General features: G+C 71.7%; 15 protein-coding genes and 1 pseudogene. All 16 read left to right on the top strand.

Annotated elements, in window-relative coordinates; genetic code table 11:
• A partial coding sequence (pyrF, locus tag OOT08_RS16525) for an orotidine-5'-phosphate decarboxylase (RefSeq protein ID WP_325093922.1) occupies positions 1-722 on the top strand: 722 nt, incomplete at its 5' end.
• Positions 715-1596: a guanylate kinase gene (gene gmk, locus OOT08_RS16530; RefSeq protein WP_325093923.1), complete on the top strand. Its 882-nt coding sequence runs from the start codon at positions 715-717 to the stop codon at positions 1594-1596. The genes pyrF and gmk, both read left to right, overlap by 8 nt.
• Positions 1597-1610: 14 nt before the next feature.
• The gene (gene rpoZ, locus OOT08_RS16535) at positions 1611-1865 is read left to right on the top strand and encodes a DNA-directed RNA polymerase subunit omega (RefSeq protein WP_325093924.1); all 255 of its coding nucleotides are present in this window, start codon (positions 1611-1613) and stop codon (positions 1863-1865) included.
• A gap of 132 nt (positions 1866-1997) precedes the next feature.
• Positions 1998-3200 carry a methionine adenosyltransferase gene (gene metK, locus OOT08_RS16540; RefSeq protein ID WP_325093925.1) on the top strand — a complete coding sequence of 401 codons (1203 nt, stop codon included), beginning with the start codon at positions 1998-2000 and terminating at the stop codon, positions 3198-3200.
• The gene (locus OOT08_RS16545; RefSeq protein WP_325093926.1) at positions 3197-5230 is read left to right on the top strand and encodes a hypothetical protein; all 2034 of its coding nucleotides are present in this window, start codon (positions 3197-3199) and stop codon (positions 5228-5230) included. Before metK ends, OOT08_RS16545 begins: the two co-directional genes overlap by 4 nt.
• A 112-nt stretch (positions 5231-5342) precedes the next feature.
• Positions 5343-6266: a methionyl-tRNA formyltransferase gene (locus OOT08_RS16550; protein ID WP_325093927.1), complete on the top strand. Its 924-nt coding sequence runs from the start codon at positions 5343-5345 to the stop codon at positions 6264-6266.
• Positions 6263-7789 carry an RsmB/NOP family class I SAM-dependent RNA methyltransferase gene (locus OOT08_RS16555; protein WP_325093928.1) on the top strand — a complete coding sequence of 509 codons (1527 nt, stop codon included), beginning with the start codon at positions 6263-6265 and terminating at the stop codon, positions 7787-7789. The genes OOT08_RS16550 and OOT08_RS16555 overlap by 4 nt, the downstream gene beginning before the upstream one ends.
• Positions 7790-7798: 9 nt before the next feature.
• Positions 7799-8470 carry a ribulose-phosphate 3-epimerase gene (gene rpe / locus OOT08_RS16560; RefSeq protein WP_325093929.1) on the top strand — a complete coding sequence of 224 codons (672 nt, stop codon included), beginning with the start codon at positions 7799-7801 and terminating at the stop codon, positions 8468-8470.
• A gap of 70 nt (positions 8471-8540) precedes the next feature.
• On the top strand, positions 8541-8804 hold the full coding sequence (locus tag OOT08_RS16565; RefSeq protein WP_325093930.1) for a phosphoribosyl-ATP diphosphatase: 264 nt from the start codon (positions 8541-8543) through the stop codon (positions 8802-8804).
• 123 nt (positions 8805-8927) lie between these two features.
• A complete protein-coding gene (gene hisG / locus OOT08_RS16570) occupies positions 8928-9767 on the top strand; it encodes an ATP phosphoribosyltransferase (RefSeq protein ID WP_325093931.1) in 840 nt (279 codons plus the stop codon).
• Positions 9768-9805: 38 nt separating this feature from the next.
• Complete coding sequence (hisF, locus tag OOT08_RS16575) at positions 9806-10582, top strand: imidazole glycerol phosphate synthase subunit HisF (protein WP_325093932.1); 777 nt, start codon at positions 9806-9808, stop codon at positions 10580-10582.
• A 2-nt stretch (positions 10583-10584) separates the two neighbouring features.
• On the top strand, positions 10585-10989 hold the full coding sequence (gene hisI, locus OOT08_RS16580; RefSeq protein WP_325093933.1) for a phosphoribosyl-AMP cyclohydrolase: 405 nt from the start codon (positions 10585-10587) through the stop codon (positions 10987-10989).
• Positions 10986-12545, top strand: a complete 1560-nt coding sequence (locus tag OOT08_RS16585; protein ID WP_325093934.1) for a chorismate-binding protein — start codon at positions 10986-10988, stop codon at positions 12543-12545. The genes hisI and OOT08_RS16585 overlap by 4 nt, the downstream gene beginning before the upstream one ends.
• The gene (locus OOT08_RS16590) at positions 12542-13276 is read left to right on the top strand and encodes a Trp biosynthesis-associated membrane protein (protein ID WP_325093935.1); all 735 of its coding nucleotides are present in this window, start codon (positions 12542-12544) and stop codon (positions 13274-13276) included. The genes OOT08_RS16585 and OOT08_RS16590 overlap by 4 nt, the downstream gene beginning before the upstream one ends.
• 64 nt (positions 13277-13340) lie before the next feature.
• Positions 13341-13574, top strand: a complete 234-nt coding sequence (locus OOT08_RS16595) for a DUF6704 family protein (RefSeq protein ID WP_325093936.1) — start codon at positions 13341-13343, stop codon at positions 13572-13574.
• 4 nt (positions 13575-13578) lie between these two features.
• Positions 13579-13656 (top strand): annotated as a pseudogene (locus OOT08_RS16600) (indole-3-glycerol phosphate synthase TrpC); the annotation flags it as partial.

The following is a 13656-nucleotide window of genomic DNA, read 5'->3' on the forward strand; positions in this document are numbered from 1 at the left end:
TCAAGCCGCAGGTGGCCTTCTTCGAGCGCTTCGGGGCGGCGGGCTACGCCGCCCTGGAGCGGGTCCTCGCGGACGCCCGCGAGGCCGGGGTGCTCCTCATTGCCGACGTCAAGCGCGGCGACGTCGGCTCAAGCTGTGACGCCTACGCGGACGCCTGGCTGTCGCCGGGCAGCCCGCTGGAGTCCGACGCGATGACGGCCTCCGCCTTCCAGGGCTTCGGCACGCTCGCCGGGGCCCTCGGACACGTCACCGAGCACGGCAAAGGACTGTTCGTGCTCGTGGCGACCTCGAACCCGGAGGCGAAGGCCGTGCAGACGGCCCGGGTTCCGGACGGCTCCGGCGGGGACCGCTCGCTCAGCGCGCAGCTGCTCGCCGAGATCGCCGCGTTTAATGCCGAGCACCGCCTGACCGCGCCGTCGAACGCGGACGCGACGGCCGTCGGCTCGGTCGGGGCGGTGCTCGGCGCTACCCTGAACTTCGCCGACTTCGGCATCGACACCGACGCGGAGCGCACCCCGGCGCTGCCCGTCCTTGCCCCGGGCTTTGGCCATCAGGGGGCCAGCGTGGCCGAGGCGGGCACGATCTTCGGCGCGCTCGGCGCCGCACTGCTGGTCAGCGAGTCGCGGAGCGTGCTCCGCGGCGGTTCGGCCGGCCTCGCTCAGCGCGTGCGGGAGCACGCGGAATCTATTCACTCAACCCCAGGGAGAGTCAGACATGGCTGAGATGCCCGAAGTCGATCGCGCCGCGGCCAACCGCGCCGCGGTCGCCGCCCGACGCGCTCGCGCGGAACTGAAGGACAAACTGCGCTCCGGTGAAATCACCCCGCTGCGCGCCCTCGAGCTGTCGCTCGACCGGGACAGCGCCGCGGCGAGCCTGCGGATCACCGATTTCTTGCTCAGCCTGCCCGCGATCGGGGCCGTGAAGGCCCCCAAGATCCTGGAACGGCTCGGTATCTCTGACCGCAAGCGCCTCGGCGGGCTCGGCCGCCAGCAGCGCGTTCGGCTGGAGGAGTTTATCCGCGAGCGCTTCCAGATGGGCGGCGCCGGCCCGCGGCTCACCGTCCTCGCCGGCCCCACCGCGGTCGGCAAGGGAACGGTGGCCACCCACATCCGGGAAAACTTCCCGGGTATCCGGCTGTCGATCTCGGCGACCACGCGGGCGCCACGCCCGGGTGAGGTCGACGGTGAGCACTACTTCTTCGTCGATGACGAGCGCTTCGACCGGATGCTGGCCCGGGGCGAGCTCCTGGAGTGGGCGACCGTGCACAACTCCCACCGCTACGGCACCCCCCGGGGTCCCGTGGAGGAGGCAAGCGAGCGCGGCGAGCACGTCCTCCTGGAGATTGACCTGCAGGGCGCGCGCCAGGTGCGCAAGGCCATGCCGGAGGCGCGGCTCGTCTTCCTGGCCCCGCCCAGCTGGGACGAGCTGGTCCGGCGACTCGTCGGCCGAGGCACCGAAACCGAGGAGGAGCGCGAGCGTCGCCTGAGCACCGCGAAGGTCGAAATGGCCGCCGCGGATGAGTTCGATGCTGTGATTGTGAACGACACGGTCGCTGATGCGGCGCAAAGCATCGTAGACTTGATGCAGAGACACTGAGGAAGAGGACGCACATGGCGAACGTAAACGGGATCATCGACCCGCCCATTGATGAGCTGCTGTCGAAGGTCGACTCCAAGTACGCGCTCGTGATCTTCGCGTCCAAGCGCGCGCGTCAGATCAACGACTACTACACCGACCTGCACGACGGGAACCTCTTCGACAACGTGGGCCCCCTGGTGGACTCCACCGTCGAGGACAAGCCCCTGTCGATCGCGCTGCACGAGATCGCCGAGGAGAAGCTCCGCATGACGGAGATCGCCGAGTAGACTCGTCAGCACCCGAGGAAGCGCCGTCCCCGCACGGGGACGGCGCTTTCCGGTTAACCCCGCCCCGCGCGCCCGGCGCGACGGGGCCTGAATGACCCCCCACCCAAAAAACGCAGCCGCGAAAGAGGAACCATGTCGACGCTTCGCCTGTTCACGTCCGAGTCCGTCACCGAGGGACACCCCGATAAGGTCTGCGACCGGATCTCCGACACCATCCTGGACGCGATGCTCGCCCAGGATCCGGGGGCGCGCGTCGCCGTCGAAACCCTCGTCACGACGGGCCTCGTGCACGTCGCGGGGGAGGTCTCCACGAGCGGCTACGTCGAGATTCCCCAGCTCGTTCGCGATGCCGTCCGCGAGATCGGGTACACCTCTTCGGACACCGGCTTTGACGGCAACTCCTGCGGCGTCTCCGTGTCCATCGGGCAGCAGTCGCCCGATATTGCCGACGGCGTTGACGAATCCCTGGAGGCGCGCACGGGCCAGGCCGCGGACCCGCTCAGCCGTCAGGGCGCGGGCGACCAGGGCATCATGTTCGGCTACGCCACGGATGAGACCCCCGAACTGCACCCCATGGCGAGCTGGTTGTCGCACCGGATGGCGGAGCGGCTGGCCGAGGTGCGCAAGAGCGGTGAGCTCGACTTCCTGCGGCCCGACGGCAAGACCCAGGTCACGATTGGCTACGAGGGAGCGCGGCCCGTCTCGGTCGAGGCGGTTGTGCTCTCGACACAGCACGCACCCACGATCAGCCAGGACGCCCTCCGGGACGCGATTGAGCGCACCGTGATTCGCCCGGTGCTCGAGCGCGCCCCCCTCGCGAGCGACGGCGCGGAACTGTTCATCAACCCCGCTGGCCCCTTTGTCGTCGGCGGCCCGATGGGCGATGCGGGGCTCACCGGCCGCAAAATCATCATCGACACCTACGGCGGGGCAAGCCGCCACGGGGGCGGCGCGTTTAGCGGCAAAGACCCCTCGAAGGTGGACCGCTCCGCCGCCTACGCCATGCGCTGGGTGGCCAAGAACGCCGTGGCCGCCGGCCTGGCCTCCCGCCTGGAGGTGCAGGTGGCCTACGCGATCGGCCGCGCCCGCCCGGTGGGTCTTTACGTCGAGGCCTTCGGCACCGAGACCCTGCCCCTGGAGCGGATCGAGCGCGCGATTAGCGAGGTCTTCGATCTGCGCCCGCTCGCGATCATCCGCGACCTCGACCTGATCCGCCCGATCTATGCGCAGACCGCGGCCTACGGCCACTTCGGTCGCGAGCTCCCCAATTTCACCTGGGAGCGCACCGACCGCGTGGACGAGCTGCGCCTGGCCGCGGGGCTCGGTTCGGCGTGACCGCGGGGGGCGGTGTCGCGCGGGTGCTGCTCGACTCGGCGCTCCCGCAGCTCGACCACCTCTTCGACTACCGGGTCCCCGAGGCCCTGCTCGGGGAGATCCGCCCGGGCCAGCGGGTGCGGGTCCCCTTTCGGTCCCAGCAGCGCAACGCCTTCGGCTACGTCATCGACCTCGTCGCCGCCTCCGACTTCGGCGGGGAGCTGCACGAGATCACCGACCTCGTCTCGACCGTGCCGATGCTCACCCCGCAGGTGGCGGCGCTCGCCCGCGCCGTCGCCGACCGCGCCGGGGGGAGCGCGAACGACATTCTGCGCCTCGCGATTCCCGCCCGGCAGGTCCGCGTCGAAAAGAAATACCTGGCCGCCCGCGCGGCCGCCGAGGCGGCCTCCGACGATCCGGCACCGGGCCCCGCTGAGGAGGCGGCCGAGGCGACGGCCGAGCCCGAGCCGACCTGGGACGCGGCGCTCGATCTGAACGAGCCGGAACGCGAGCTGGCCGAGCTCCTCGTGAGCGGGGGCCGCGTCGCGATCCGCGCCTCGCACGGGCCTGCGCAGCTGCCAAACGGGGAGTGGGTGGGCCGCTGGGCAGCCGATCTCGCGCGCTCCGCCGCGGCCGTGCTCGCGACGGGGCACAGCTGCATCGTGGCCCTGCCCGACTACCGGGACCTCGACCAGCTCGCCGACGCGCTCGACGGGCTTGGCGTGCCTGAGGTGTTCCGCGTGGACAGCCGCCAGTCCAACGCGGAACGCTACGAGCGTTTCCTGCGCAGCCTGGAACCGGCCCCGCACATCATCGTCGGCAACCGCTCGGCGGTGTACGCGCCCGCCTACCGCCTGGGCGCAATCATGGTCTGGGACGACGGCGACCCGCTGCTCGCGGAGCCCCTGAGCCCGTATGTGCACGCGCGCGATGCGGCGCTCGTGCGCGCCCAGCAGGAGGAGGCCGGTCTCGTGTTCGCCGGGCACACCCGGAGCGCGGAGACGCAGCGCCTGCTGGACATCGGCTACCTCCGGGAGCCAGCGCAGACCCCGGCCCGCACCCGGGTCGTGCTGAGCGCGCAGACCCAGCAGCGCGATCAAGCGCCGGGTCGCATCCCGGAGATGGCGATCCGGATGGTGCGCGAGGCGCTCGCGACCGGACCGGTGCTCGTGCAGGTCGCCGCGCCCGGCTACGCGCCCGTCGCGGTCTGTGAACGCTGCCACGAGCGCGCGGTCTGCGGAGCGTGCGCGGGTCCGCTCGCGTTCCGCTCCCAGCACGGGCCCGGCGTGTGCCGCTGGTGCGGCACCGCGGCAACCCGTTGGCGATGCGGCTTTTGCCAGCATGAGCGGGTGCAGCTGCGCGGGGCGGGGGCCACCCGCACGGTGGAGCAGTTCGAGCGGCAGTTCCCGGGGGTTCGGGTCATGCTCAGCGACGGGGACACCCCGATCACGCAGGTCGATGCCCGCCCCGCGCTCATCGTCGCAACGCGCGGCGCTGAGCCACGCGCGGCGGGCGGCTACGCGGGCGTGCTCCTGCTCGACGGGGAACGCATGCTCGCCGCGGAGACGCTTCGCGTGGGGGAGGACTGCCTGCGCTGGTGGGAAAACGCGGCCGCGCTCGCCCGACCGCAGGCCAGCTGCCTCCTCGCCGGAGTCGCCGGCCCCATCGGGCAGGCCTTCGCCACCGGACGCCTGGAGGACTGGCTGCGCGAGGAACTCGCCCTGCGCCGCGAGCTGCGCTATCCGCCCGCCGTCCGCGTTGCCGCCGTCACGGGGGCCGAGCCCGTCGTGCGCGCCGCCGTGGCGAAGCTTGAGGGCCTGGGCGGCGTCGACGTGCTGGGGCCAAGCCCCGTCGCCGCCGCGCCCGGCGAGCCCGCCGGGGTGCGTGCGATCGTGCGCTTTGACTACCCGCAGGGCGCGGAGGTCGCGAGCCGGCTGCGCGGCGCGCTCGTCGCCGACGCCGCGGGCTCCGCGTCTCGGGCCCGCCGCGGCGGGAATCGGGCGGGGAGCCTGCGGCTCCGCTTCGATGACCGCGGCGTCTTCGACGCCTAGCCGGGCATCGCTCCGCCCGGGGACGCGTGCGCGGCACCGTCCCGGGGACATCCCCGCGTGCCCCGGCGCGGGGATGTCCCCGCGGAGCGTGCCGGGGTGGGACAATGGGTGAATGCGTATTGTTTTCGCGGGGACCCCCGAGGTCGCCGTTCCCAGTCTGGAGGCCCTCGTCGGGGCCGGGCACGAGGTGCTCGCCGTGGTCACCCGGGAAGACGCCCCCGTGGGGCGCAAGCGGGTGCTGACCGCCTCGCCCGTGGCCCGCGCCGCCGAGCGGCTCGGCCTGCCCACGATCAAGGCGAACCGACTCGATGATGCGGTCACCGCGCAGATCGAGTCCCTCGCACCCGAGCTGGGCGTCGTCGTCGCCTACGGCGGTCTCATCCGGGAGCCGCTGCTCAGCCTGCCGCGCCTCGGCTGGATCAACCTGCACTTCTCCGAGCTTCCTCGCTGGCGCGGGGCCGCCCCCGTGCAGCGGGCGCTCATGGCGGGGGAGACTCGCCTGGGGCTCGCCGTCTTCCGCCTCGTCGCCGCCCTCGACGCCGGGGCCGTGCTCACGGAGGACGCGCTCGAGGTCACCCCGGGCACCTCGGCAGACGACGCGCTCAGCGCCCTCGCGCTCTCCGGCACCGCCGCGCTGCTCGACGCCGTTGCCGGGCTCGGCGACGGCTCCCTGACTGCACGCGAACAGCTCGGGGAGGCGAGCTACGCGCACAAGCTGGAGCGCGAGGACGGCCGCCTCGACCCCCGTCAGCCCGCGGCCGCGGTGCTCGCGCACTGGGCCGGGGTCACGAGCGAGCCCGGCGCCTTCCTTGATGTGGAGGGCCAGTCCGTGAAGGTCCCCGAGCTGCGCGCCGTCGCGCTGCCCGAGGGCGAAGCCGTGCCGACGCCCGGCGTCGCTCGGCTCCTCGGGGCGACCGTTCTCCTGGGCACCGGCGACGGGGTCCTCGAACTCGTGCGGGTGCAACCCGCCGGAAAGGCGGCCATGAACGCCGCCGACTGGGTCCGCAGCCGCGGCGGAGAGGTACGTTTCGCATGACACCCGCACCCGATCAGGGCCCGAAGGCCCGCAAGCACGCACCGCACGCGAACACCGGCAAGAAGACGCAGGCCCGCGGGGGCGGTCAGCCCAAGCGCACGGCCGCCGAGCGCCGCAGCGCCGAGATCGCCGGGCAGCGCACGGTCTCCCCGCGCACGGTGGCCTACGAGGTGCTCCGCGACGTCGACGAGTCGGACGCCTACGCCAACCTCGTCCTTGCGCAGCGCATCCGCTCTGCGGGCCTGGCCGGGCTCGACGCCGCCTTCGTGACCGAGCTCGTCGGCGGCACGCTCCGCAACCGGGGCCGCTACGACCGAATCATCGAGCTCGCCGCGGGACGCGACATCACCGAGATCGACCCGACCCCGCGCACCGTGTTGCGCCTGGGTGTGCATCAGCTCCTCGGGATGCGGGTCAGCGATCACGCCGCGGTGAACGAGTCGGTGGAGCTGCAGCGCCGGGTGGGCACGCAGAGCGCCTCTGGCTTCGTGAATGGCGTGCTGCGCCGCGTGAGCAGGCTGGAGGCGGAGGCCTGGTTCGACGAGATCGATGAGCACGCGGAGAGCGCCGACCAGGCCCTCGCGCAGGTCTACTCACACCCCGAGTGGATCATTCGGGCCATGCGCACCGCGCTTCGCCAGGAGGGCCGCGAGGACGAGCTGCTCGCCCTGCTCGTGGCGAACAATGCGTCTCCCGAGGTCAACCTTGCCCTCCTTCCCGGGCTCACGGAGCCCGGCTTCGAGATGCCGGAGGGCGTCTCCGTCGTCGGCCCCGCCCCGACGGGAGCGGTGCTCGACGGGGGCAACCCCGGCCGCGTCGTCGGCGCCGGCCGCGGCTACCCAGCGGGGGCGCTGCGCGTGCAGGACCAGGGGTCCCAACTCGCGGCCCTCGCGCTGAGTCGCGCCCGGCCCATCGAGGCGGGGGAGCGCTGGCTCGATCTCTGCGCCGGCCCCGGCGGGAAGACCGCGCTCCTCGGCGCGGAGGCCCGGCTCGCGGGCGGTTCCGTGCGCGCCAACGAACTCGCCCCGCACCGCGCGGCACTCGTGCGCGACGCGGTCCGCGCGGTCGCTGACACGGTCGAGGTCGTCTCCCACGACGGCCGCAGCGACGAGGCCTACGCGGGCGAGCGCTACGACCGGATCCTCGTCGACGCGCCCTGCACGGGCCTCGGCGCGCTTCGCCGCCGCCCGGAGGCACGCTGGCGGAAGCAGCCGGAGGACGTGCCGGGCCTGACCCGCCTGCAGGGCGAGCTGCTCGACGCCGCCGTGGCGCACCTGAAGCCCGGCGGGCTGCTCGCCTACGTCACCTGCTCCCCGCACCCCGCCGAGACCCGCGTGGTCGTGGACCGGATGCTGGGGCGCAACCCCGGCCTCGAAGAGCTCTCGGCCCGCGACGCGCTCGCGCCCGTGACCCGGGGCGGCGCGCTCGACCTCGGCGGCGACACGCCGTCCGTGCAGCTGTGGCCGCATCGGCACGGCACGGACGCGATGTTCATCGCGCTGTTCCGCGCGCCCGTTGGGTAGGCTGGTGTGGTGAACGACTTCCCCGCGCAGCGCATCAACCCGAGTATCCTCTCCGCCGACTTCGTGAACCTCCAGCACGAGCTGGAGCGGATCGCGACGGCCGACCTCGTGCACGTTGACGTTATGGACAACCATTTCGTGCCGAACCTCACGATGGGCCCGCCGATCGTGGATCGGATCCAGGCGGTGTCCCCAATTCCGCTGGACATGCACCTGATGATTGCGGACGCGGACCGCTGGGCGCCCGGCTACGCGGAGCAGGGTGCCTACTCGGTCACCTTCCACGCGGAGGCCACGACGGACCCCGTCGCCCTCGCCCGCCGGATCCGCGACATCGGTGCCCGCGCCGGGATCGCCCTGAAGCCCGGCACCGACCCGGAGCCCTACCTGGAGCTGCTCGGCGAGTTCGACCAGCTCCTCGTGATGACCGTCGAGCCCGGTTTCGGCGGCCAGTCCTTCATGCACGACATGATGCCGAAGCTCGCCCGCATCGCCGAGGCAAAGCGTCGGCACGGGCTCGACCTCTGGTTGCAGGTGGACGGCGGGATCACCGTGGACACGATCGGCATCGCGGCCGAGGCGGGCGCGGACACCTTTGTGGCTGGCTCCGCGGTGTACGGCGGCGTTCCCGAGGACCGCATCGCCGAGCTGCGCGCCGCCGCCGCGCAGCACACGCACTAACCGCCGCGGGACGAGCGGGTTTTGCGCGGGGTGACACGTCCGCACCCGCGAGCCGCGGTAGTCTTGTGGCGTGAAGAATTTTGACGAGCTGTTTGCCGAACTGAGTGAGAAGGCCAGGACCCGCCCCGCGGGCTCCGACACCGTTGCCCGGCTGGACGCGGGCGTGCATCAGATCGGAAAGAAGATCGTCGAGGAGGCCGCCGAAGTCTGGATGGCCGCCGAGTACGAATCGGATGCGGACTGCGCCGAGGAGATCAGCCAGCTGCTCTACCACCTCCAAGTCATGATGCTCGCCAAGGGCCTCAGCCTGCAGGACGTGTACAAGCACCTCTAGCAGCGACGCCCGCCGCCGACCGCCCACCCGCGGTTCGCGGCGGCACCACCTCCGCCGTCACCCCGGTTCCCCTCTGCACCACCCGCCAGCGCGGACGCGTTGGCCAACAAAGGACACGCTTCAATGCTCCGTATCGCGGTTCCCAATAAGGGCTCCCTCTCCGAAATCGCCGCCCAGATGCTCTCCGAGGCCGGGTACAGCGGCCGTCGAGACACCCGGCAACTCGTGCACACCGACGTCGCCAACGACGTCGAGTTCTTCTACCTGCGCCCCACCGATATCGCGACCTACGTCGGCTCCGGCGCACTCGACGTCGGCATTACCGGGCGGGACCTGCTCCTGGATTCCGGCTCCGACGCGAGCGAGGTCACCCCGCTCGACTTTGCCGACTCCACCTTCCGGTTCGCCGGTCCGACCGAGAGCTTCGCCGAGCTCGCCGATCTTGAGGGCAAGCGCATCGCAACGAGCTACCCCACGCTCGTCGTGAACTTCCTCGCCCAGCACGGGGTCACCTGCGTGCCCGTCAAGCTCGACGGCGCCGTGGAATCCGCGGTCCGCCTCGGCGTTGCCGACGCGGTTGCCGACGTCGTCTCCACCGGGGCGACGCTCCGCGCCGCCGGGCTCGAGATCTTCGGCCCCGTCATCCTCGAGTCCACCGCCGTGCTCATCCAGGGACCGACGCAGCACGACGGCCTCGCCACGCTCCAGCGACGGCTCCAGGGCGTGCTCGTGGCCCGCCAGTTCGTCATTATGGACTATGACCTGCCGGCCGAGCGGCTGGACGCCGCGACGAAGGTCGCCGGTGGGATCGAGTCGCCCACGGTCTCCCCGCTCCGTGACGAGGGCTGGGTCGCCGTCCGGGTGATGGTCCGCAAGGACGAGTCGAACCGGGTCATGGACCAGCTGTACGAAATCGGTGCCCGGGCGATCCTGGTGACCGCCATTCACGCGGCCCGGTTGTAACCGGCGACCCGCACCACGTTTTTGAGTAAAGGAGCATCATGACCGTGAGCGTTCGCGTCATTCCCTGCCTCGACGTCGCGGACGGCCGCGTCGTGAAGGGCGTCAACTTCCTGAACCTGCGCGACGCGGGCGACCCCGTCGAGCTCGCCCAGAAATATTATGAGCAGGGCGCCGATGAGCTGACGTTCCTCGATGTCACGGCCACGACCGAGGGTCGGGCCACGACCTACGACATGGTGCGCCGCACCGCGGAACAGGTCTTCATTCCGCTGACCGTCGGCGGCGGTGTCCGCAGCGACGAGGACGTGGCCCGCCTGCTCGGCGTCGGCGCGGACAAGGTCGGCGTGAACAGCGCCGCGATCGCCCGCCCCGAGCTGATCGGCGAGATCGCCGACCGTTTCGGCGCACAGGTGCTCGTCCTCTCCCTCGACGTCAAGCGCAGCGAGCGGATGCCCTCCGGCTTCGTCGTCACGACGCACGGCGGCAAGCAGGAATCTGAGCTGGACGCCCTGGCCTGGGCGAGCGAGGTTGTCGAGCGCGGGGCGGGCGAACTGCTCGTCAACTCGATGGACGCCGACGGCACCCTCGCGGGCTTTGACCTGGAGCTGATCGAGCGGGTGCGCGAGCTCAGCTCCGTGCCCGTGATCGCCTCGGGGGGCGCGGGGGCCGTGGAGCACTTCGCCCCGGCCGTGCACGCGGGCGCGGACGCGGTCCTCGCGGCCAGCGTCTTCCACGACGGCACTATGACGATCGAAGAGGTCAAGCGGGGCCTTGCCGCCGCGGGCGTCTCGGTTCGCCTGGCCGAGGGGGCCTAGCCGTGCCGGGGCCGAGCGCGGCCGCGTCGGGGATCCCCGAGGGGCTCGTCTTCTCCTCGGACGGGCTGATCCCCGCCATCGTGCAGGACGATACGTCGGGCGAGGTGCTCATGCTGGCCTGGATGAACGAGGAGGCCCTCGCGCGCACGCTCAGCGAGGGACGCGTCACCTTCTGGTCCCGGTCCCGCGGTGAGCTGTGGCGCAAGGGCGACACCTCCGGGCACCGTCAGTACGTCCGGAGCGTCGCCCGGGACTGCGACGGGGACACGCTGCTCGTGCGCGTCGAACAGCTCGGCGCCGCCTGCCACACCGGCACCCAGAGCTGCTTCACCGACCGCGGCATTCCCGCGACCGTCGGCACCTCCGCAGCAGCCGATCAGGATCCAGAAGGAGCAGGGACAGCATGAGCGCTCAGGTCGCCACCACCACGACGCGGGAGGCCTTCGACGTGGCGTACGCCGCACAGCCCGTGACCTCCGTCTGCCGGGTCATCTTCGCCGACGGGGAAACCCCCGTCAGCATCTATCGCCGGCTCGCCGATTCCCGGCCCGGCACCTTCCTCCTGGAATCCGCGGGGCAGGGCGGGGTCTTCACCCGTTTCTCCTTCGTGGGGGCGGGGTCCTTCGGGGTGCTGGGGGAGCGCGACGGCGAGGCCACCTGGGCCGCCCAGGGCCTCGACGCAGAACGGCTCCTCCCCGGCGGCCTCGCGGGGCTGGCCCCCCTGGACGCGCTGAGCCGGATCACCGCGCGCTGGGCCTCCGAGCCCGTCGCCGGGTTGCCCGCGCTCACGAGCGGCTTCGTCGGCTACGTCGGCTGGGAAGCGATTCGTCAGCTGGAGCACCTGCCCAACGGCCCCGCCGCGGGCGCGGATCTCCCGGGGCAGGCGCTCAGCTTCGTCTCCGAGCTCGTGGTCATCGACCACCGCGAGGGGGCCGTGGTCCTGCTCGCGAATGTGCTGGGCGGCGACACCGGCGACACGCCGGACGCCGATCTTGCCTGGACGGATGCCCAACTTCGCCTGGACGCCCTGCAGGAGCAGCTTGCCGCGCCCATGTCGATGCCGCTGTCCACCCTGGATTTCAGCGTGACCGCGGAGCCGGAGAGCCTGACCCGGCAGGAGGACTACCTGGCCGGGGTGCGCCGCGCGCAGCAGTACATCGTGGACGGCGACATCTTCCAGGTGGTGCTGTCCCAGCGCTTCGATCACGAGTGCCGAGCGGAGCCCCTCGATGTGTACCGCGTGCTCCGCCACCTGAATCCGAGCCCCTATCTGTACCTGCTGAGCGTGACCGGCAATGACGGAGTGCCCTTCCACGTGGTGGGATCCAGCCCGGAGGCGTTGATCACGGTGACCGATGACCGGGTCTACACGCACCCGATCGCCGGCTCGCGCCCGCGCGGGGCCACGGTTGAGACGGATGCCCAACACGAGCGGGACCTGCTCGCGGACGAGAAGGAGCGCGCGGAACACCTCATGCTCGTCGATCTCTCGCGGAACGACCTGCTCCGGGTCTGCGAGCCGGACTCCGTCGAGGTGACCGAGTTCATGCGGATCGAACGCTTCAGCCACATCATGCACATCGTCTCCTCGGTTGAGGGGCGACTGCGGCCGGGCCAGAACGCGATCGACGCCTTCCGCGCGACCTTCCCGGCCGGAACGCTCTCCGGGGCCCCGAAGCCCCGGGCCCTGCAGATCATCGACGAGTTGGAGCCCATCCAGCGCGGGGTGTACGGCGGCGTGGTCGGGTACTTCGGCCTGGGCGGCTCCGCCGACCTCGCCATTGCGATCCGCACGGCGACCATCCGGGACGGCGTGGCCAGAGTTCAAGCGGGAGGCGGCATCGTGCACGAATCCAATCCACTGTCCGAGTTCGAGGAGTGCCGGAGCAAAGCGGCCGCGCCGCTGCGCGCGGTCGCGGTGGCCAACACCCTGGCCCCGCTCCCGGCGGGGGGTGCCCGATGACCGGGGCGAAGCGCCTGAAGCGCGTTTCCCTGCTCCTCCTGCTCGTCTCGGCGGGGGCCGCCCTGTTTGGCACGACCCAGACCTGGTACACGCTGGAGCTGGCCGAGGGCGCCGCCTCGGTTGACGAGGCGGTGCTCACGGGTCAGCAGGCCTCGGCGGGGCTGAGTTCCTTTGGCCTCGCCGCCCTCGCGCTGACCGTCGCCCTGACGATCGCCGGTCCGGTGTTTCGCGTGATCCTCGGCCTGCTGGCCGTTGGCTTCGGCGCGGGTGTGCTCTCGCTGAGCCTCGGCGTGATGAGCTCCCCGCGCACCGCGGCGCTCGACGTGCTCGCGGAGCTGACCGGGCTCGCGGGCGAGGAGGCCAGCTACGGCACGGTGACCTCGATCGCGGTGACCCCCTGGCCCGCGGTGACCGCGACCGCCGGGGTGGTCCTCGGCCTGATCGGTCTGCTCGTGGTCGTCACCGGCCACCGCTGGCCGCGGGGCGGCCGCAAGTACGACACGAGCGCCGCGAATTCCCCGGCTGTCGCCGGCGCTGCGCAGGAGCCCGACCGCATCTCCGACTGGGATCAGCTGAGCGGCGGCGGCGACCCCTCCGCGGACGGCAGCGCCGAGGACGAGCCCGCCGAGGCGGGGCCGGGGCGGCTCGCGGACGAGGGCGCCGAAGCGCCGGTTGCGCCCGAAGCGCCCGAAGCGAGTGGCGGTTCGCACGAAGACCCGCCGACGCGATAGTCTTGACGGAGCCCCTGGTCCGTTGGCCAGCGGCCACGAACGTTTCGCAGTAATGAGGAGAGACATGACTACCCAGCACGAAGAACCTGGTCACGGCGATTCACCCGCCGCCTGGACCGCTGTCGTCGTGATGCTGATTGCCGTCACCATCGGGACGGTTGCCTTCTTCCTGAACATGCCGTGGCTCGTGTGGGCCTCCGCCGGCCTGCTCCTGCTCGGCCTGATCGTCGGCTGGGTCATGGCCAAGGCCGGATACGGCGTGCGCGGCCCGAAGTTCGTGCCCAAGAAGACCCACTAGGTCCGTGCTCACCGATCTGCTCGCGGGTTCGCTCGCTGACGCCGCAGCTCGGCGGGAGGCTCTGCCTCTCGCCGAGCTGGAG

Source organism: Leucobacter sp. M11, assembly GCF_035726885.1.
Lineage (GTDB): Bacteria > Actinomycetota > Actinomycetes > Actinomycetales > Microbacteriaceae > JAPFRB01.

Bases quoted from the DNA above. Each gene is read 5' to 3' on its own strand.
- hisF (WP_325093932.1), top strand. From the start codon at position 9,806: ATGACCGTGAGCGTTCGCGTCATTCCCTGCCTCGACGTCGCGGACGGC.
- metK (WP_325093925.1), top strand. From the start codon at position 1,998: ATGTCGACGCTTCGCCTGTTCACGTCCGAGTCCGTCACCGAGGGACAC.
- OOT08_RS16550 (WP_325093927.1), top strand. From the start codon at position 5,343: ATGCGTATTGTTTTCGCGGGGACCCCCGAGGTCGCCGTTCCCAGTCTG.
- gmk (WP_325093923.1), top strand. From the start codon at position 715: ATGGCTGAGATGCCCGAAGTCGATCGCGCCGCGGCCAACCGCGCCGCG.
- OOT08_RS16555 (WP_325093928.1), top strand. From the start codon at position 6,263: ATGACACCCGCACCCGATCAGGGCCCGAAGGCCCGCAAGCACGCACCG.
- OOT08_RS16585 (WP_325093934.1), top strand. From the start codon at position 10,986: ATGAGCGCTCAGGTCGCCACCACCACGACGCGGGAGGCCTTCGACGTG.
- OOT08_RS16595 (WP_325093936.1), top strand. From the start codon at position 13,341: ATGACTACCCAGCACGAAGAACCTGGTCACGGCGATTCACCCGCCGCC.
- rpoZ (WP_325093924.1), top strand. From the start codon at position 1,611: ATGGCGAACGTAAACGGGATCATCGACCCGCCCATTGATGAGCTGCTG.
- hisG (WP_325093931.1), top strand. From the start codon at position 8,928: ATGCTCCGTATCGCGGTTCCCAATAAGGGCTCCCTCTCCGAAATCGCC.
- OOT08_RS16590 (WP_325093935.1), top strand. From the start codon at position 12,542: ATGACCGGGGCGAAGCGCCTGAAGCGCGTTTCCCTGCTCCTCCTGCTC.